The sequence below is a fragment of the Microbacterium sp. DT81.1 genome, assembly GCF_049844955.1.
GTDB lineage: Bacteria > Actinomycetota > Actinomycetes > Actinomycetales > Microbacteriaceae > Microbacterium.
Genome location: NZ_JBNCMA010000001.1, coordinates 595,379 through 613,967 on the forward strand (window position 1 = coordinate 595,379; position 18,589 = coordinate 613,967).

18 protein-coding genes are annotated in these 18,589 nt (G+C 70.0%); all 18 read left to right on the forward strand.

The annotated features are described in order from the left end of the window. Window positions 1–216 precede the first annotated feature (216 nt). Complete coding sequence (locus ACLQ2Q_RS02705) at window positions 217–1,164, forward strand: hypothetical protein (RefSeq protein ID WP_425817678.1); 948 nt, start codon at window positions 217–219, stop codon at window positions 1,162–1,164. Further along, window positions 1,164–2,201 (forward strand): HAD-IIA family hydrolase, encoded by a 1,038-nt coding sequence (locus ACLQ2Q_RS02710; RefSeq protein WP_425817680.1) that lies wholly within the window; start codon window positions 1,164–1,166, stop codon window positions 2,199–2,201. The genes ACLQ2Q_RS02705 and ACLQ2Q_RS02710 overlap by 1 nt, the downstream gene beginning before the upstream one ends. Before the next feature lie 17 nt (window positions 2,202–2,218). Then, window positions 2,219–2,443: a hypothetical protein gene (locus ACLQ2Q_RS02715; protein WP_425817682.1), complete on the forward strand. Its 225-nt coding sequence runs from the start codon at window positions 2,219–2,221 to the stop codon at window positions 2,441–2,443. Further along, window positions 2,443–3,255 carry a TlyA family RNA methyltransferase gene (locus ACLQ2Q_RS02720; RefSeq protein WP_425817684.1) on the forward strand — a complete coding sequence of 271 codons (813 nt, stop codon included), beginning with the start codon at window positions 2,443–2,445 and terminating at the stop codon, window positions 3,253–3,255. The genes ACLQ2Q_RS02715 and ACLQ2Q_RS02720 overlap by 1 nt, the downstream gene beginning before the upstream one ends. After that, on the forward strand, window positions 3,252–4,229 hold the full coding sequence (locus ACLQ2Q_RS02725) for an NAD kinase (protein ID WP_425817686.1): 978 nt from the start codon (window positions 3,252–3,254) through the stop codon (window positions 4,227–4,229). Before ACLQ2Q_RS02720 ends, ACLQ2Q_RS02725 begins: the two co-directional genes overlap by 4 nt. After that, window positions 4,226–5,917, forward strand: coding sequence for a DNA repair protein RecN (gene recN / locus ACLQ2Q_RS02730; RefSeq protein WP_425817688.1), 1,692 nt, complete (start codon window positions 4,226–4,228; stop codon window positions 5,915–5,917). The genes ACLQ2Q_RS02725 and recN overlap by 4 nt, the downstream gene beginning before the upstream one ends. A gap of 14 nt (window positions 5,918–5,931) precedes the next feature. Beyond that, window positions 5,932–7,632, forward strand: coding sequence for a CTP synthase (locus ACLQ2Q_RS02735; RefSeq protein WP_425817690.1), 1,701 nt, complete (start codon window positions 5,932–5,934; stop codon window positions 7,630–7,632). Next, window positions 7,625–8,275, forward strand: a complete 651-nt coding sequence (locus tag ACLQ2Q_RS02740) for an NUDIX domain-containing protein (protein ID WP_425817692.1) — start codon at window positions 7,625–7,627, stop codon at window positions 8,273–8,275. The genes ACLQ2Q_RS02735 and ACLQ2Q_RS02740 overlap by 8 nt, the downstream gene beginning before the upstream one ends. Before the next feature lie 97 nt (window positions 8,276–8,372). After that, window positions 8,373–9,272: a site-specific tyrosine recombinase XerD gene (gene xerD / locus ACLQ2Q_RS02745; protein WP_425817694.1), complete on the forward strand. Its 900-nt coding sequence runs from the start codon at window positions 8,373–8,375 to the stop codon at window positions 9,270–9,272. 101 nt (window positions 9,273–9,373) lie between these two features. Continuing rightward, a complete protein-coding gene (locus tag ACLQ2Q_RS02750; protein WP_425817696.1) occupies window positions 9,374–10,345 on the forward strand; it encodes a hypothetical protein in 972 nt (323 codons plus the stop codon). Continuing rightward, window positions 10,342–12,039: a hypothetical protein gene (locus tag ACLQ2Q_RS02755; RefSeq protein ID WP_425817698.1), complete on the forward strand. Its 1,698-nt coding sequence runs from the start codon at window positions 10,342–10,344 to the stop codon at window positions 12,037–12,039. Before ACLQ2Q_RS02750 ends, ACLQ2Q_RS02755 begins: the two co-directional genes overlap by 4 nt. Continuing rightward, window positions 12,036–12,734 carry an ABC transporter ATP-binding protein gene (locus ACLQ2Q_RS02760; RefSeq protein ID WP_425817700.1) on the forward strand — a complete coding sequence of 233 codons (699 nt, stop codon included), beginning with the start codon at window positions 12,036–12,038 and terminating at the stop codon, window positions 12,732–12,734. The genes ACLQ2Q_RS02755 and ACLQ2Q_RS02760 overlap by 4 nt, the downstream gene beginning before the upstream one ends. Further along, window positions 12,731–14,050: an ABC transporter permease gene (locus ACLQ2Q_RS02765; RefSeq protein WP_425817702.1), complete on the forward strand. Its 1,320-nt coding sequence runs from the start codon at window positions 12,731–12,733 to the stop codon at window positions 14,048–14,050. Before ACLQ2Q_RS02760 ends, ACLQ2Q_RS02765 begins: the two co-directional genes overlap by 4 nt. A gap of 158 nt (window positions 14,051–14,208) precedes the next feature. Next, window positions 14,209–15,042, forward strand: coding sequence for a ParA family protein (locus ACLQ2Q_RS02770; RefSeq protein WP_425818605.1), 834 nt, complete (start codon window positions 14,209–14,211; stop codon window positions 15,040–15,042). Then, entirely contained in the window at window positions 15,026–15,859 is an 834-nt protein-coding gene (locus ACLQ2Q_RS02775; protein WP_425817704.1) for a segregation and condensation protein A, read from the forward strand. Before ACLQ2Q_RS02770 ends, ACLQ2Q_RS02775 begins: the two co-directional genes overlap by 17 nt. Next, window positions 15,849–16,538 carry an SMC-Scp complex subunit ScpB gene (gene scpB / locus ACLQ2Q_RS02780; protein WP_425817706.1) on the forward strand — a complete coding sequence of 230 codons (690 nt, stop codon included), beginning with the start codon at window positions 15,849–15,851 and terminating at the stop codon, window positions 16,536–16,538. The genes ACLQ2Q_RS02775 and scpB overlap by 11 nt, the downstream gene beginning before the upstream one ends. Next, window positions 16,535–17,407 (forward strand): pseudouridine synthase, encoded by an 873-nt coding sequence (locus tag ACLQ2Q_RS02785; protein ID WP_425817708.1) that lies wholly within the window; start codon window positions 16,535–16,537, stop codon window positions 17,405–17,407. Before scpB ends, ACLQ2Q_RS02785 begins: the two co-directional genes overlap by 4 nt. Beyond that, a complete protein-coding gene (locus ACLQ2Q_RS02790) occupies window positions 17,404–18,525 on the forward strand; it encodes a prephenate dehydrogenase (protein ID WP_425817710.1) in 1,122 nt (373 codons plus the stop codon). The genes ACLQ2Q_RS02785 and ACLQ2Q_RS02790 overlap by 4 nt, the downstream gene beginning before the upstream one ends. Window positions 18,526–18,589 lie beyond the last annotated feature (64 nt).

The following is an 18,589-nucleotide window of genomic DNA, read 5'->3' on the forward strand; positions in this document are numbered from 1 at the left end:
TATCCGCCGCGTGATGGTGAGCGGAAGTCGTATCCGCCGCGTGATGGTGAGCGGAAGTCGTATCCGCCGCGTGATGGTGAGCGGAAGTCGTATCCGCCGCGTGATGGGCAGCGGAAGAGCTATCCGCCGCGTGACGGTGGGGCGCGCACGCACTCGTCTCAGCGCGGAGGAAGCGATCGACCGGCGCGCGATCCTCGTGAGGACGAGATCCGCTCGGTGCGTCCCCGGCACGACGATCCATTCGTTCCGGACGACGTCACCCCGCAGGACCTGCACCCCAGCGCCCGCAACGAGTTGAAGACCCTCAGCAAGGAGAACGCCGAGATGGTCGCCCGGCATATGGCCATGGCGTCCACGCTGATCGAGGAGGACCCCGCGCTGGCTCACCAGCACGCCCTTTCGGCAGCGCGGCGTGCGGGTCGCATCGCGGTCGTGCGCGAGACGCTGGCAATCACCGCGTACGCCACGGGGGACTTTGCGCTAGCCCTTCGAGAGCTGCGCACGTATCGTCGGATCTCGGGCAAGGACGACCAGATCGCGCTCATGGTCGACAGCGAGCGAGGCGTCGGTCGTCCCGACCGTGCGCTCGAGGTCGGCCGTGCCGTGGACCGCTCGAAGCTCGACACCGCCGTGCGGGTTGAACTGGCGATCGCGATGTCGGGCGCACGCCTCGATCTCGGTCAGCCGGAGCGTTCGCTGCACGAGCTCGACATCCCCGAACTCAATCCGGACCGGGCGTTCGAGTGGAGTCCGGCTCTTTTCGCCGCTCGTGCGACGGTGCTCGAGGAGCTCGGCCGGAACGAGGAGGCCGCCGAGTGGCGTCGCCGCGCGGAGATCGCCGCCGAGGCGCTCGGTGCGACCGACGAGCTCCAGGGTGCCGACGAGTTCGTGCTCGTCGAGGAGATCCTCGAGGAGCCGATCGGCGACGAGGAGGCCGACCAGGAGTCACTCTCCGACGCACCGACCAGAGGAGCGGATGCCGCAGAGGGCGCTCCGGTCGCCGACGACCCGGAGTCATCTGACCAACTCGAGTCGTCGGACCAGCTCGAGTCGTCGGAGCAGCTCGAGTCGTCGGAGCAGCTCGAGTCGTCGGACCAGCTCGAGTCGTCGGACCAGCTCGAGTCGTCGACGCAGAACGAGGACGAGTCGGGGGACCGCGCCTGATGGCGCTGTTCGGGCGACGCGGCTCGGCCGCGACGCCGCTCGACGGCGTGGACGCTGTTCTGGCGGACCTCGACGGCGTGGTCTACGCCGGCCCGGGCCCGCTCCCCTACGCGATAGAGAGCCTGAACGCCGCAGGGGAGACGCGCCGCCTCGGCTACATCACGAACAACGCCTCGCGCACCGATGCGTCGGTTGCCGGACATCTCCGCGAGCTGGGGCTCGAGGCGCAGGCCGACGACGTGGTCACCAGCCCTCAGGCGGCCATGCGGCTGCTCGCGACGCGGATCGCGCCGGGCAGCACCGTGCTCGTCGTCGGTGGTGAGGGGTTGGTCGTCGAGGTCGAGAAGGCGGGCTTCGTCGTCACGAGGAGCGCCGAGGACGCTCCCGCCGCCGTGGTCCAGGGATTCGCACCAGAAGTGGGGTGGGCGCAGCTCGCCGAGGCCGCGTATGCGCTGAAGCTACCGGAGGAGGACGGCGGCATCCCGTGGATCGCCACCAACACGGACTGGACGATCCCGCAGGCGCGCGGCATCGCGCCGGGCAACGGCACGCTGGTGTCAGCGGTGCACACCGCCGTCGGACGCCTCGCCACGGTGGCCGGCAAGCCGGAGACACCGATCTTCGAGGAGGCCGTCGCGCGCTTCGGCGCGCAGCAGCCCCTCTTCCTCGGGGATCGCCTCGACACCGACATCCTCGGCGCCAACAGAGCAGGCATCCCGTCGGCCCTCGTCCTGACGGGAATCGACCGCCCCAAGCAGGTGCTCGCCGCGCCGGCCGGCTCCCAGCCGACGTTCATCCTCGGCGACCTGAGGGAACTCAGCGAGCCATACCCCGAGGCGGTCGTGCGCGGGAACGGCGTGACCGTCGGTAGGGCGACGGTGCGCATAGAAGGCGCCGACATCCACATCGTCTCGGAGGGCGACCGGCAGGTCGACCTGCTGCGCGCCGGCGCACACGCGATCTGGCATTCCGGCAGGGCGATCTACGGCTTCCGTGTGCCCGAACGTCTGTACGCCGACCCGTTCCACCGGCCGTAGGCGCGTATCCTGAGGGCGTGAGCGCCCCCGCAACGCCAGACGACTCCATCGAGCACGAGAACTCCGCCGCCATCACGGACCTTCGCGATGTCGACCTCGCTCGCGGCGGTGAGGCCGAGCTTGTCAGCCGGCTGCGCGTGATCGAGGCGCAGCCTCTGGGAGCGCGCGCGGCGGCCTATGCGAGCGTTCATGAAGAGCTGGCGAAGCGTCTCGAGTCCGCCCCCTCGGACGAACGAGCTTGATGGAGCGGCTCGACGCCGCGCTCGCTGCGCGAGGCCTGGCTCGCTCGCGCACCCACGCGGCGACCCTCATCGCGAACGGCCTCGTGACGGTCGACGGGCAGCCGGTGATCAAGGCCTCCGCGCGTGTGGCGGACGACGCCGCCCTTGCCGTGGCGGCATCCGATCACTACGTCAGCCGGGCGGCGCACAAGCTCATCGCCGCCCTCGACGCCTTCGAGATCGACGTCGCCGGGCGTGTCGCGCTCGACCTGGGCGCGTCGACCGGCGGGTTCACGCAGGTGCTGCGGGAGCGAGGCGCCCGTCCCGTGATCGCCGTCGATGTCGGGCACGGCCAGCTTGCGGCATCCGTCGCCGCCGACCCGGATGTGATCTCCGTCGAAGGCTTCAATGTGCGGCACATGACTGCGGCGTCGCTCGCCGAGGCGAGTGGCATCGACGCCGCCCCGATGATCGTCACCGGGGACCTGTCCTTCATCTCCCTCACCCACGTCCTTCCGGCCGTCCGCGCTGCGGCGGCGCCGGACGCCGACATCGCGCTGCTCATCAAGCCCCAGTTCGAGGTCGGGCGCACGGCGGTCAAGGGCGGTCTGGTCACTGACCCGGCCCTGCGCGCCGACGCGGTGGCCACGGTGCTGTGGGCGGCATGGGATGTCGGTTTCGGCGTCCTCGGCGTTGTCTCCTCCCCGCTGCCGGGAACGCACGGCAATCGGGAGTACCTCGTGCACATCGCGGCCGGGCGGGGGACCAATCCGACAGAATGGTTGAGCACGGTGGACCGACTGGCGGGCGAGGACGGGGGGCGGACGGCGTGACGACCGATGGCGAACGGAACATCCTCGTCGTGGCGCATGCGCGCCGGGACGACACCGTGGAGGCGGCCATACGGGTCATCGACGCGCTGACCACCGCCGGGGCACGGCCGGTGCTCGCGGCCGACGACCTCGCAGAGCTGGCGACCGCGACGGGCACCATTCCTCCGGTCGAAACCCTCGACCATGATGTGACGGTGTCCGACCTCGAGCTCGCGATCGTGCTCGGAGGCGATGGCACCATCCTTCGGGCGGCCGAGCTCGTGCGCGGTGGCCCGGCGCCGGTGCTCGGCATCAACATGGGTCACGTCGGGTTCCTCGCCGAGATCGAGCGCGACGACATGGATGACGCCGTCCGCCGGGTCATCTCGCGCGACTATCGGGTCGAGGAGCGCCTGGCGCTGTCGGTGCGGGTCAAGGATGCCGACGGCGAGGTGCTCTACGAGACGTGGGCGCTCAACGAGGCGACGGTCGAGAAGGCCAGCCGTGAGCGGATGCTCGAGGTGGTCATCGAGATCGATGGCCGCCCGCTCTCGACCTTCGGCTGCGACGGTGTCGTCGTCTCGACTCCCACGGGCTCGACCGCCTACAACTTCTCCGCCGGTGGCCCGGTGATCTGGCCCACCGTCGAGGCGATCGCGGTGGTGCCCCTCTCGGCGCACGCCCTCTTCGCGAAGCCGCTCGTCGTCGGGCCGGAGGCCTCCGTGGCCATCGAGGTGCTCGAGCGCACGAACGGCACGGGCATCCTGTGGTGCGATGGCCGCCGCTCGCACGATCTCCCACCGGGCGCTCGCGTCGTGGTGCGCCGCTCCACGCTGCCGGTGCGCTTGGCACGCCTGCACCCGGCCGCCTTCACCGACCGGTTGGTGCGCAAATTCCGGCTGCCCGTGGAGGGATGGCGGGGTCCGGCGACTGCCGCCGACACTCCGGCGACCGGCGGCAACGGCGGATCCCATGCTCCGGACGGGCCGGCGTGATCGAGGAGATGCGCCTCCGCGATCTCGGCGTGATCGCGGAGGCCGTCCTCCCGATCGGTCCCGGGTTCACGGCGATCACGGGCGAGACCGGCGCCGGCAAGACGATGGTGGTCACCGGCCTCGGTCTTCTGCTCGGCCAGCGAGCCGATTCCGGTGCGGTGCGCTCGGGCGCGGAACAGGCCGCGGTCGAGGGCGTCTGGATCGTGCGAGACGAAGGTCCTGTCGCGGATCGCGTGCGTGAAGCCGGGGGAGAGCTCGAGCCGATCGGGAACGGTCGGGGCGAGCTGTACGTCGCTCGCACTCTGACCAGCGAGGGACGCAGTCGCGCAAGCGTCGGGGGTCGAGCCGCACCGGCCGGCGTACTCGCCGAGCTGGCGACCGAGCTGGTCGTGGTGCACGGGCAATCCGACCAGCTGCGGCTGCGGTCCGCCGCCGCGCAGCGCGAAGCCCTCGATCGGTTCGGCGGCGTGGCGGTGCGCGAGGCCCTGCGCGAGTATCGGACGGCATACGAGACGTGGCGAGGGATCGACCACGAACTCAGGAGCCTCACGGAGGAGCGCGACACACGTGCGGCGGAGGCAGAGCGGCTGAGGGCGACGATCGCAGAGATCGAAGACGTCGCACCGGAGCCGGGCGAAGATGCGGCACTTCACGCAAGGGCGGAGCGCCTCGGGAACGCCGAGGAGCTCCGGGTGGCGGCGGCGGCGGCCAGGGAGGCGCTCTCCAGCGAAGAGGACTCGCCGGATGTCTCCGCGCTGCTCGGTGAGTCGCGTCGGCTGCTCGAGCGCGCGGGCGATCCCGCCCTGCAGACGCTCGCCGAGCAGCTGGCCGAGCTCGGCTACCGGGCCGCTGACATCGCCGTGGAGCTCAGCGGCTACCTTGCGGACCTCGACGAATCGGGCCCGCACGAGCTTGCGGCCGTCGAGGACCGGCGCGCCCAGCTCGGCGTGCTCGTGCGCACGCACGGATCGCTGGATGCGGCGATCGCGCTGCTCGAGACCGGCTCGGCGCGCCTGGCCGAACTCGACGACGACGACGACCGGATCGAGAGGCTGACCGGCGAGCGGGAGGCCGCGGCATCCGTCCTCGATGACCGCGCGGCCGCGCTCACCGGCGCCCGCACGGAGGCCGCCGCACGGCTGGCCTCGGCGGTCACGGACGAGCTGCACGCGCTCGCGATGCCGGATGCCCGGCTGGAGGTCGACGTGACCCCGGGTGGGGCGGGCCTGCACGGGCGAGACGACATCGCGGTGCTGCTCGCGCCGCACTCGGGAGCGGAGCCCCGCCCCGTCGCCCGCGGCGCCTCGGGCGGTGAGCTCAGCCGGGTGATGCTCGCGATCGAGGTCGTCATCGCCGCCACCGACCCGGTGCCGACGTTCGTCTTCGACGAGGTGGATGCCGGCATCGGCGGCGCCGCGGCGATCGAGGTCGGTCGCCGCCTCGCCCGCCTCGCCCAGGCGTCCCAGGTCATCGCCGTCACGCACCTCGCCCAGGTCGCCGCCTTCGCCACCAACCATCTCAGCGTGCAGAAGCAGAGCGACGGCAGCGTCACAGCCTCGAGCGTCCGCCGCCTGGAGGGCGCCGAGCGCGAGGCCGAGATGGCCCGGCTGCTCTCCGGGCTGAGCGACTCGGACGCCGCCCTCACGCACGCCCGCGAGTTGCTCAGCCTCGGCACAGCGGCCGGCTGATAGGATAAAAGCCCGTGACAGGTACTCCAGACGCGGACATTCAAAACGACACCTCCTCGACCACGAAGCACATCTTCGTAACCGGCGGTGTCGTTTCTTCATTGGGCAAGGGCCTCACCGCCGCAAGCCTCGGCAACCTGCTCACCGCGCGCGGTCTCCGCGTCGTCATGCAGAAGCTCGACCCCTACCTCAACGTGGACCCGGGAACGATGAACCCGTTCCAGCACGGCGAGGTCTTCGTGACCGACGACGGGGCGGAGACCGACCTCGACATCGGGCACTACGAGCGGTTCCTCGACATCGACCTCAGCCAGGCGGCCAACGTCACGACGGGACAGATCTACTCGCAGGTCATCGCGCGCGAGCGCCGCGGCGAGTACCTCGGAGACACGGTGCAGGTCATCCCGCACATCACCGACGAGATCAAGCGGCGCATGCGCCTGCAGTCCACCGAGGACCCGCAGCCCGACGTCATCATCACCGAGATCGGCGGCACGGTCGGCGACATCGAGTCGCAGCCGTTCATCGAGTCCGCACGGCAGATCCGTCACGAGCTCGGCCGCAACAACGTCTTCTTCGTGCACGTGTCGCTCGTGCCGTTCATGGGCGCCTCCGGCGAGCAGAAGACCAAGCCGACGCAGCACTCCGTCGCCACGCTGCGCTCCATCGGCATCCAGCCCGACGCGCTCGTGCTGCGAAGCGATCGCCCCGTCACCGAGTCGAACAAGCGCAAGATCGCGCTGATGTGCGACGTCGACGAAGAGGCCGTCGTCAACGCGGTCGATGTGCCGAGCATCTACGACATCCCGTCCATGCTCAACGAGCAGGGTCTGGATGCCTACATCGTCCGTGCGCTCGGGCTGTCGAAGGCGAACGAGGTCGACTGGTCGCGCTGGAGCAGGGTTCTGCAGGCGGTGCACAACCCCAAGCACGAGGTCACGATCGGGCTGGTCGGCAAGTACATCGACCTGCCGGATGCCTACCTGTCTGTCACCGAAGCGCTGAAGGCCGGCGGGTTCGCGCAGGAGACGCACGTGGCGATCCGCTGGATCCCCTCGGACCTCTGCCAGACGCCGGAGGGCGCGGAGAAGGCCCTCGCCGATGTCGACGGGATCTGCGTACCGGGTGGCTTCGGCATCCGGGGCATCGAGGGCAAGCTCGGCGCGCTGCGCTTCGCCCGCGAGCAGGGCATTCCTACGCTCGGCCTGTGCCTCGGCCTGCAGTGCATGGTGATCGAGTACGCACGACACGTCGCAGGACTCGACGGCGCGTCATCCAGCGAATTCGACCCCGACACCACCGCGCCGGTCATTGCGACGATGGCCGAGCAGGTCGAGATCATCGCGGGCGGGGACCTCGGCGGCACGATGCGTCTCGGTCTCTACCCTGCCGATCTGGCGGACGGCTCCCTCGCGGCGGAGGTGTACGGCTCCAACAACGTGTCGGAGCGGCACCGCCACCGGTATGAGGTGAACAACTCCTACCGCGACACGCTCTCGTCCTCCGGCCTCGTGTTCTCCGGCCTCTCGCCCGACCGCAACCTCGTGGAGTACGTCGAGCTGCCGCGCGACGTGCACCCGTATTACATCGCCACCCAGGCACACCCCGAGCTGCGCTCGCGGCCGACTGATCCGCATCCGCTCTTCCGCGGACTGGTGGCCGCCGCCGTGGAGCGTCACCGTTCGAGCGAGCTCTTCGACGTGCCCAATGGCTGACCCGCTCGGCGAGCCGGGCACGGAAGCGCTCCGCGACGAGTCGGGCACGGAAGCGCTCCGTGACGAGCCGCTCGCGGTCGACGTGCTCTCCAGCGATGTCGCGTTCGAGGGCCGGGTCTGGGACATCCGCTCGGATACCTTCCTCTACAACGGGAAGCGCGTCGTGCGTGATTACGTGGACCACACCGGCGCCGTGGCGATCGTCGCTCTCGACGAGGAGGGCCGGGTGCTGCTGATCCAGCAGTACCGGCACCCGATCGGGCACCGGGACTGGGAGATTCCGGCGGGATTGCTGGATGTGGACGAGGAGCCGCCGGCCGAGACGGCCAAGCGGGAGCTCGCCGAGGAGGTGGATCTCATCGCGTCGGACTGGGAGCCGCTGGTCAGCGTCTTCTCGACCCCGGGCGGCAGCAACGAGGTCATACACCTCTACCTCGCCAGGGGACTCTCCGCGGCGCCGCATGTGCACGTCCGCGAAGAGGAGGAGGTGGACATCCGGATCGAGTGGGTGCCGCTGGCGGATGCCGTGACGGCCGTGCTCGAGGGCCGGATGCGCAATGCGATTCTCATCATGGGCGTGCTGACGGCGGCCGAGCGCCTTCGCCGCGGCGCGGCACCTTCGGCCGAGACCGCCGCCCGCTGACATGCCGCGCGCCTGCGATGCGGCACCCCTGCGATGCGGCACCCCTGCGATTCGGCACGCCTGACGTGCGACCGACCTGACATGCGATTGACCTGACGTGCGATTGAACAAGGCGGTGGACGCCTACCTGCGCCACATCACGATCGAGCGCGGACTCTCGGCCCATACGGTCGCCGCGTACCGCCGCGATCTGGCCGGGTACACCGACTGGCTGACCGCGCAGGGCGTGGAGGACACCGGCGCCGTGACACCCGCCATGGTGGTCGCGTTCGCGGCGGAGCGGGCTTCGGCGGAACCGCCGGCCGCGGCATCCAGCCTCGCCCGCCTCCAGTCATCCGTGCGGGGGCTGCACCGCTTCCTCGTGCGGGAGGGCTTCGCGGACGAGGACCCGTCGGGCCGCCTGAGGCCTCCCAAGGCTGCGCAGCGTCTGCCCAAGGCGCTGACCGTCGATCAGGTCGAGGCGCTGCTGGGCGCTCCGAGCGACGATCTCGTCGGGCTGCGCGATCGTGCGCTGCTCGAGCTGCTGTACGCCACCGGCGCCCGAGTGTCGGAAGTGGTGCAGCTGGATGTCGACGACCTCGCCCAGGGTGAGGTCGTGCGGCTGCGCGGCAAGGGCTCGAAAGAGAGGATCGTGCCCGTCGGCTCCTACGCGCGGGCGGCGATCGAGGCGTACCTGACGCGGGCACGGCCGGAGTTCGCCGCGAGGGGAAGCGCGACCCCCCGGCTGTTCCTCGGCGCACGGGGAGCGCCACTGTCTCGACAGAGCGCGTGGCTCGTCATCCGGGCAGCAGCGAACGCAGCCGACCTGACGGCGCACGTCTCGCCGCACACCCTGCGGCACTCGTTCGCGACCCACCTGCTGCAGGGCGGCGCCGACGTGCGGGTGGTGCAGGAGCTGCTGGGCCACGCGTCCGTGGCGACGACGCAGATCTACACGCACGTGTCGGTGGACGCGCTGCGGGATGTCTACGCCAGCTCACATCCGAGGGCCCGCTGATCATTCTCAAGGATGATGTGTCGCGTTGGGGCGGACACTTAGGCTGAGGGCAGCCGGCATCGGAGCCGGCAATCAACTCGACGATTCGGAGTCCCCCCACCGTGTCACGTTCCTTCGCCGCGCTCGCGTGCGCACCTCTGCTGGCCCTCGCACTTGTCCTCGCCGGGTGCGGTGCGGATCCTGGCCCGGACAGCACCCCGGATCCCGCCGACTCGCCTCTTTCGAAGTACATGATGGCCGTCTACGGCCAGAGCGGCGACGAGGAGGACTGGCAGAAGCAGGCGATCGAGGACAACAAGAAGACGGAGGAGCTCGTCGCCCAGTGCATGAACGAGGAGGGCTTCGAGTACATCCCGCAGACCAACAACATGTCGTTCGACGCCGGCACCGAGTGGAAGCCGGAATCGGAGGAGTGGGTTGCCGAGTACGGCTATGGCGCCGTGAACTGGCCGGGTCGGGACGACGCGAATGAGCAGGAACAAGTGGAGGATCCGAATCAGGACTACCTGACGGGTCTTTCCGAGTCGGAGCAGATGGCGTACTCCGAGTCGCTGTGGGGCCCTCAGCCGGCCGAGGAGGATCTCGCCGAGGACGGCTCGTACAGCCCCACCTGGGAGGAGCAGGGGTGCTACGGCTGGGCATCGCACGAGATCCGCGGGGATGATCCGATGCAGCTCGAAGAGCACAAGCCGTTGATGGACGCCCTGCAGACCTTCTGGCAGAAGCAGTCGACCGCGCCGGAGCTGAGCGAAGTGGATGCCGAATGGGCGGAGTGCATGGCGGACGGCGGTCACGGAGGCTTCGCTCAGCAGGCCGACGCGCAGAACTCCATCCAGGACGAGATGAACCAGTACTACGAATCGCAGACGGAGTACGTCGAGAACGACCCTGAGCTCGAGGAGATCGGTGAGAGGGAGATCGCGCTGGCGCTCGTCGATCTCGAGTGCCGCGAGAAGACCGACTACCGCGCGAAGGCGGCGGAGATCCAGTTCGAACTCGAGGAGAAGTTCATCGCCGATCACAAGGCGGAACTCGACGCCCTCAAGGCGGACGCCGAACAGGGTCGGAAGTGACGCCGACGGCGCCAGGGCACGACACGCCGACGGGCCGGACCCCCGGGGACGATGCGCCGACGGGCCAGACCGATGCGAACGACGTGCCGACGGGTCGGGACGATCCGAGCGACGCCACGGAGTTCGATACCCTCCTCGCCGAGCCGCCGGCAGACACGGAAGAGGCCGGCTCGACGAGCCGCGTGTCGGGGTGGCGCCGCGTGTTCCGGGGGAATCGGACCCTGTGGATCGTGGCATCGGTCGCGGTCCTGAGCCTGGTCGCCGGGCTGCTGATCGGTCGCTTCGTCGTGTCGCCGGCCGATGCGGCCGCGAACGCCCAGGCGCCGGAGGCGGGGCTGATCACGGTGCCCGTCGAGCTGGGTGAGCTCAGCAACGACGTCACCATCCGCGGGGACGTGGGCTACGCGGATGCCGTGGAGGTGACGATCGACGCCGCGGACATCGGGGGTGCGGCCGTCGTGACGGGGCAGGTTCCGGCGGCCGGAGCGGTCTTCGGGCCGCTCGCGATCGCGCTCGAGGTGGTCGGCCGGCCGGTCATCGTGCTTCCGGGCGAGCTGCCCGCCTACCGTACGCTGCGCGTCGGGGTGTCGGGCCCCGACGTGCTGCAGTTCAAGCAGGCCATGGCGGCGGTCGGGATCAACGCCGGGGACGTCGACTCGAACGTCTTCGACGCCGCGGCGGCCGGCGCCGTGGGGGCGCTGTACGACGCCGTCGGATATCCGGCGCCGGCTCCGGCGGAGGGCTCGGCCGATGCCGTGCGCGCCGCCGAAGAGGGTGTCCGCTCCGCCGATCAGGCGGTCCAGGCCGCGCGAGCGGAACTGAACCGGGCGGGAGGCGGTGCCTCTCCGGTGGAGCTCCGCGAGGCCGACAACGCCATTTCCAGCGCCCAGCGCCAATTGGCGACCGCGCAGGCGCAGGTTCCGCCGGATCCCGACCAGATCGCGGATCTGCAGGACGCGCTCGGGCTGGCGATCCTCCGTCGGGAGCAGCTCTCGCTCCCTCCGGACACCAGCGGTCAGCAGGCGGCGCTGGATTCGGCTCGCGCCCAGCGGGACGCGGCGGTCGCCGGGCTGGAAAAGGCACGGGAGGAGGGGCTGTCGTACCTGCCCGCCAGTGAGGTGCTGTACCTGACCCAGCTTCCCCGCCGTGTGGACAACGTCACCGTGGCCCGTGGCGACGTGCTCTCCGGTGCCGCGATGACGGTGTCCGGCGCGGACGTGCAGGTGTCGGCCTCGGCGGCCGAAGCCGATGCGAGCCTCCTCGCCGTCGGGGCCGAAGCGTCGTTCGAGCTTCCCGACGGCACCCCGCACCGAGCGGTGGTGGCGAAGATCGAGCCGCCGGGCGCCTCCTCGGGCGAGGGGGGCGCGGCGCCGTCGTCCCGGTGGTCGCTCACGCTGCAGCCGGACCCGCTCACGCCAGAGCAGATCTCCGCACTGCAGGGGCAGAACGTCCGTGTCACGATCCCCGTGGGATCGACGCAGGGCGAGGTGCTGTCGGTGCCGCTTGCGGCGCTCACCGCAGGACCCGGCGGCGAGTCGCGGGTCGAGGTCGTCGTCGGCGATCCGAAGGACGGCGAGGGCGCCGAGACGCGCCTGGTGGTGGTGGAGACGGGCCTCGCCGCCGCCGGATACGTCGAGGTGGCCGCGCTGGATGACCAGCTCGCCCAGGGCGATCTCGTCGTGGTCGGTCAGTGACGATCGTCGCGGAGGGGGTGCTGACGCCGCTCGTGGAGCTGCGGGACGTCACCCGGTCCTTCGTCGGGCCGCCGGAGGTGCAGGCACTCAAGGGGGTCAACCTCTCGGTGCTGCCGGGAGACTACATCTCCATCGTGGGCCCCAGCGGATCGGGCAAGTCGACCATGCTCAACATCCTCGGGCTGCTCGACAGACCGAGCGTCGGGGAGTACCGGCTGGCGGGTGCTCTCACGGCGGAGCTCAGCGAGGATGACCGAGCCGCCGTGCGCGCCACCTCCATCGGCTTCGTCTTCCAGGCGTTCCACCTGATGCCGCAGCGCTCCGTGCTCGACAACGTGCTGATGCCCATGCTCTACAGCGGGGTGCCGCGCGGCGAGCGGGAGGCTCGGGCGCGCGGGGCACTCGATCGCGTCGGACTGAGTCACCGCGTCGATTTCATGCCCGGCACGCTGTCCGGAGGCGAGAAGCAGAGGGTCGCCGTGGCGCGGGCGGTGGTCAGCGGGCCGCGCATGCTGCTCGCCGACGAGCCCACCGGAAACCTCGACGGCACGACATCCGGCGAGGTGATGGGGCTCTTCGAGGAGCTGAATGCGGACGGCCTCACTCTCATCGTGATCACGCACGATGCAGCGGTCGCGGAGCGGGCGGCGCGAACGATGCGGATCGCCGACGGGCGATTGAGCGAGGCCGCATGACGGACCGGATGCGGCCGCTGCGGCCGCCCTCACGCTCCCGTGCGACCACGACGGCGTCCGATCGACCGGCGGCGGAGTTGCTGGGAAGGGATATCGCCCGGCGGGACCGCTTCACGTTCCAGGATCTCGTCGTCGAAGCCACCTCCGGCATCGGAGGGCGTCCGGCGCGCCTGGTCATGACCACGCTGGGAACTGTGCTGGGGATCGCGGCGCTGGTGATGACGATCGGCTTCGCTCAGACGGCGGCCCGTCAGATCGCCAGCCAGTTCGACGCCGTCGCCGCGACCCAGGTCGTGATCACCCCCGGCGACACCCGCACCGCCACGGGCGAGAGCGTCGCGACGGCCCGGCTGCCGTGGGACGCACCCGACCGGGTCGGCCGCCTCACCGGGGTCGAGGCAGCAGGACTGATCGGCGAGGTCCCGCTCGCTGACCTGACGATCACGGCCGTACCGGTGAACGATCCGTCCGCGGCGAGCACGGCACCGCCTCCGCTCCTCGCGGTGTCGGGCGGACTGCTCGACGCCGTGCGCGGAACGGTCGTGACGGGGCGCTCCTTCGACGAGGGGCACGATGCGCGCGGAGACCGGGTCGCCGTTCTCGGCGCCCGTGTTGCGGAACGTCTCGGCATCGCCCGCGTCGACCGTCAGCCCTCCATCTTCATCGGAGGCATCGCCTACGCGGTGATCGGCGTCGTGGATGACATGCAGCGCCGACCCGACCTGAAAGACGCGGTCATCGTGCCGATCGGAGCCGCCCGGAACGACTTCGACCTCGCGAGCGTCGAGGAACTGCAGGTGCGGATCGCGCCGGGCGCGGGAACGCAGATCGGCCGGCAGGCGCCGATCGCCCTGGATCCGAACGCTCCGGAGAACTTCGATGTCGTCGCTCCGGCGTCGGGTTCCGACCTCAGCGCCGACGTGCAGGCCGATGTCAACGTGGTCTTCCTCATCCTCGGAGGGATAGCGCTCTTGGCGGGCGGACTGGGAATCGCGAACGTCACATCGCTGTCGGTGATGGAACGGGTCGGAGAGATCGGGCTTCGCCGCGCACTCGGGGCCCGGAGGCGGCAGATCGCCGCGCAGTTCATGCTCGAATCGGTGATCATCGGCCTGCTCGGCGGGCTCATCGGCTCATCCCTCGGAGTGCTGGCGGTCGTGACGCTCTCGCTGAGCCAGCAGTGGACTCCGGTTCTCGATCCGCTGATGGCCATCGGGGCGGCGCTTCTGGGCGCCGTGGTCGGGCTCGCCGCGGGTGGGCTGCCCGCTCGTCGTGCGGCGCGCATCGAGCCCATCACCGCGCTCCGAGGATCATGACGGCCCACCGACATCGACGGCCCGGCCGCGAGGCTCCGCGAGTGATCTGCGCCGGTCGCTAGAATCGAACGAGCGGACTGAAAGTGGGAGTGCCGGTGGCTGGCAGCGCGACGAAGAGCAAGGCGAAAGCGTCGAATGCGGACGACGGCGCAGAGCTGATGGGCCCGACCGGTCGTCCGTATCACGGGTTCCCGACCCCGCCGCCGCTTGATGGCCACGGCCCTGCGCGCATCATCTCGCTGTGCAACCAGAAGGGTGGCGTCGGCAAGACGACGACGACCATCAACCTCGCCGCCGCGCTCGCCGAATACGGCCGCAAGGTGCTGGCGGTGGACTTCGACCCGCAGGGAGCCCTCTCCGCCGGGCTCGGCATCCAGACCCACGACGTGCCGACGATCTACGATCTGCTGCTCGACGGCAAGCGGGACCCCTACGAGGTCATCGTGCCGACCTCCGTCGAGGGGCTCGACATCCTGCCCGCCAACATCGACCTCTCGGCGGCCGAAGTGCACCTCGTGAACGAGGTCGCACGCGAGACCATCCTTTCGCGCGTGCTGCGCAAGGTGGCGCCCGACTACGACGTGATCCTCATCGACTGCCAGCCGTCGCTCGGCCTGCTCACCGTCAACGCCCTGACGGCTAGCCACGGAGTGGTGATTCCCCTCGAGTGCGAGTTCTTCGCGCTCCGAGGCGTCGCCCTGCTGATCGAGACGATCGACAAGGTTCGCGACCGGCTCAATCCGACGATCCAGCTCGACGGCGTGCTCGCGACCATGTACGACCCTCGCACTCTGCATTCGCGTGAGGTGCTCGAGCGGGTGGTGGATGCGTTCGGCGACGACGTGCTCGAGACGGTCATCGGACGCACCGTCAAGTTCCCCGACGCATCGGTCTCGGGGATGCCCATCACCGAATTCGCGCCCGAGCACCCGGCCGCCCAGGCCTACCTGCGGCTGGCGCGGGAGCTGGTCGCCCGTGGCGCCGTCGCCTGACGAAACGCGGTCCCTGAGCGAGCGCGACGCGCCGGACGAAGGATTCCGCGTCTCGCTGGGGAACTTCGACGGGCCGTTCGACCTCCTTCTCAACCTGATCTCCAAGCACGAGCTCGACATCACGGAGGTTTCACTCAGCAAGGTGACGGACGAATTCATCGCCTACCTGAGCGACCTCGGTCCGGACGAGGAGCTGGAACAGGCATCCGAATTCCTGGTCGTCGCCGTCACGCTGCTCGATATGAAGGTCGCGGGGCTGCTCCCCCAGGGCGAATTGGTGGATGCCGAATCCGTCGCGCTGCTGGAGGCCCGGGATCTGCTCTTCGCCCGCTTGCTGCAGTACCGCGCATTCAAGGACGTGTCGACGTGGTTCGCCCGCCGCCTCGGCGCCGAAGACACCCGGCACGCACGCACCGTGCCGCTCGAGGAGAAATTCCGCCGGCGCGTTCCGGAGCTGGTATGGACACTGACGGCCGACGACTTCGCCGCCCTCGCCCTGCTGGCGATGACGCCGCGCGAGATCCCGCACGTCGGCCTGGACCACCTGCATGCCCCGCTCATCAGCATCCGCGAACAGGCGGCCATCGTCGTGACCCTGCTGCGGGGCAGGGATTCCCTCTCGTTCCGAGAGCTGATCGCGGGCGTGGCGGAGGCGGGGGTCGTCGTCGCGCGCTTCCTTTCGGTGCTCGAGCTGTACCGCCATGCCGCCCTGTCCTTCGAGCAGCTCGAGCCGCTCGGGGAGCTCACGCTTCGCTGGACCGCAGAGCACTGGTCCGAAGACACACTCGCCACCTTGGGAGCCGACTATGACCGATGACGACGCTTCGACAGGCTCAGCGACCGGAGGGGACGGCACGGCGACCGGAGGGGACGGCACGGCGACCGGAGGGGACGGCACGGCGACCGGAGGGGACGGCACGGTGTCTGCGGCGAGGGCGACGACGGATGTTGCACGTCGACTGGAGGCGATTTTGCTGATCGTCGACGAACCACAGAGCCTCGTCAGCCTCGCCACCGCGGTCGCGGCGCCCGTCGCCGCGGTACGACAGGCCGTCGAGTCGCTCGTCGAGGACTATGACGGACTCGCAGGCGGACCACGTCGCGGCTTCGAACTCCGCGAGGTGGGCGGCGGCTGGCGGATGTACGTGCGCGCCGAGCACGATGACCTGGTCTCGGAGTTCGTGAACTCGCAGGCGCCGTCGCGTCTCTCTCAGGCGGCGCTGGAGACGCTCGCGGTCATCGCCTACAAGCAGCCCGTGACCCGTGGGCAGGTGGCGTCCATCCGCGCCGTCAACGTCGACTCCGTCGTTCGCACGCTTCTCGGACGCGGGCTGATCACGGAACTGTTCACCGACTCCGAGACCGGAGCGATCAACTACGGCACGACGGATGCCCTGCTGGTGAACCTCGGCATCAACTCGCTCGATGAGCTGCCGCCGATCGCTCCGCTCCTGGATGACGGCGCCGACGGCTTCGATGAGATGGTGGCGCGATGAGCGACGACGGCGCTTCGACAGGCTCAGCGACCGGGGGCGGCTCAGCCACCGGTGGTGGCTCAGCGACCGGGGGCGGGCCGGACGGCGTGCGCCTGCAGAAAGTGCTGGCCAATGCGGGCGTGGCTTCGCGCCGCGTATCGGAAGACCTGATCGTGCAGGGGCGCGTGCGCGTCAACGGCGTGGTCGTGACGGAGCTCGGCAACCGCATCGACCCCGAGACCGACACCGTCGACGTCGATGGCACGGCGATCCAGCTCGACACGTCGAAGCGCTACGTCATGCTGAACAAGCCGACGGGCGTGGTCAGTTCGATGAAGGACGACCGCGGCCGGCGCGACCTGAGGGACTTCACGCAGGACTGGGACGAGCGCCTCTACAACGTCGGCCGATTGGATGCCGATACCAGCGGGCTGCTGATCCTGACGAACGACGGCGAGCTCGCGCATGTGCTCGCCCACCCGTCGTTCGGGGTCACGAAGGTCTACATCGCGAAGGTCGAGGGGCGCGTCACCGCGCAGACCATCGCCAGACTGACCCGCGGCGTCGAGCTGGAGGACGGGCCGATCGCGGCGGACAAGGCACGGCTTCTCGACGCTTCGACGAGCTCAGCGACCGGAGGCGGGACGAGCCTCGTCGAGCTCACCCTCCACTCCGGGCGCAACCGGATCGTGCGCCGCATGATGGCCGAGGTCGGGCATCCGGTGATCGAGCTCGTGCGCCGGCAGTTCGGGCCCCTTCACCTGGGAACCCTCCCAGTGGGGAAGGCACGCGAGTTGACTAAGGTGGAACGCGGCGCGCTTCTGACTTTGTCGCGCCAAGAGCCCGCTGATGACGGGACTCAGGGGGATTCGCGGCAGGAGGCCGAGTGAGCGATCACGCACGATCACGCGAGGGTGTGGCACCTCGCGTTTCGGGGACCGTGCGCATCGTCGGCGCCGGCCTGCTCGGCGCCAGCATCGGGCACGCCCTGAGAGCTCGCGGCGTCGATGTCGTGCTCGATGACACCTCTCCGTCGCAGCTGCGCCTCGCGATCGACTACGGGGCGGGCCGGGCCGCTGCCGCCCACGACGCACCATCGCTGATCGTCGTGGCCGTTCCGCCGGATGTCACCGCAGACGTGATCGAGCGCGAGCTCGCTCGCTTTCCGGACGCGGTGGTGACGGATGTCGCCAGCGTCAAGCTCGAGCCGCTGCACGCGCTGCGCGCCCGCGGCGTGGACCTCACCCACTACATCGGCTCGCATCCCATGGCTGGCCGCGAACGCGGCGGCGCCATCTCGGCGCGCGCGGACATCTTCGTCGGGCGCCCCTGGGTGGTCTGCCGCGATGAGGAGACTCCGGCATCCGATCTCGCCCTCGTCGAGGCTCTGGCGCTGGAACTGGGCGCGACCCCGATCGAGATGACCCCGGAAGACCACGACAAGTCGGTCGCGTTGGTCTCGCATGTTCCGCAGCTCGTGGCGAGCCTGCTCGCCGCCCGGTTCGTAGAGGCACCGGATGACTCGCTGAGGCTCGCCGGTCAGGGCGTGCGCGACACGACCCGGATCGCGTCATCCGCGCCCGAGCTGTGGGTGCAGATCCTCGGCGCGAATGCCCAGCCCGTCGTCCACGTGCTCGATGATCTCGCCGCGGATCTCGCCGGAGTCGCCACCGCGCTGCGTGCCCCGGATGCTCCCGGCTCGCGCCGCGCGGTCGCCGACACGATCCGCCGCGGCAATGAAGGGGTCGAGAGGCTTCCGGGCAAGCACGGCCAGAACCGCCGCTTCGAGCAGCTCGTCGTGATGGTCGATGACACGCCCGGCCAGCTCGGACGCCTGTTCGGCGAGCTCGGCGAACTCGAGGTGAACGTCGAAGACCTGCGCCTCGAGCACTCGCCCGGCGCCCAGTTCGGCCTCGCCGAGATCAGTGTCGTCCCCTCGGCGGTCCGACGGGCGCAAGAAGGACTCTCAGAACGCGGATGGCGGATTGCGAGCACCACGAATGACTGACCCTTCGACAGGCTCAGGGACCGAGCCAGGCTCAGGGACCGAGCCAGGCTCAGGGACCGAGCCA

What these genes read in the sequence shown, in the direction of transcription:
- ACLQ2Q_RS02785 (WP_425817708.1), top strand. Translation starts at nt 16,535, where the DNA reads ATGAGCGACGACGGCGCTTCGACAGGCTCAGCGACCGGGGGCGGCTCA.
- ACLQ2Q_RS02770 (WP_425818605.1), top strand. Translation starts at nt 14,209, where the DNA reads ATGGGCCCGACCGGTCGTCCGTATCACGGGTTCCCGACCCCGCCGCCG.
- ACLQ2Q_RS02740 (WP_425817692.1), top strand. Translation starts at nt 7,625, where the DNA reads ATGGCTGACCCGCTCGGCGAGCCGGGCACGGAAGCGCTCCGCGACGAG.
- scpB (WP_425817706.1), top strand. Translation starts at nt 15,849, where the DNA reads ATGACCGATGACGACGCTTCGACAGGCTCAGCGACCGGAGGGGACGGC.
- ACLQ2Q_RS02710 (WP_425817680.1), top strand. Translation starts at nt 1,164, where the DNA reads ATGGCGCTGTTCGGGCGACGCGGCTCGGCCGCGACGCCGCTCGACGGC.
- ACLQ2Q_RS02720 (WP_425817684.1), top strand. Translation starts at nt 2,443, where the DNA reads ATGGAGCGGCTCGACGCCGCGCTCGCTGCGCGAGGCCTGGCTCGCTCG.
- ACLQ2Q_RS02765 (WP_425817702.1), top strand. Translation starts at nt 12,731, where the DNA reads ATGACGGACCGGATGCGGCCGCTGCGGCCGCCCTCACGCTCCCGTGCG.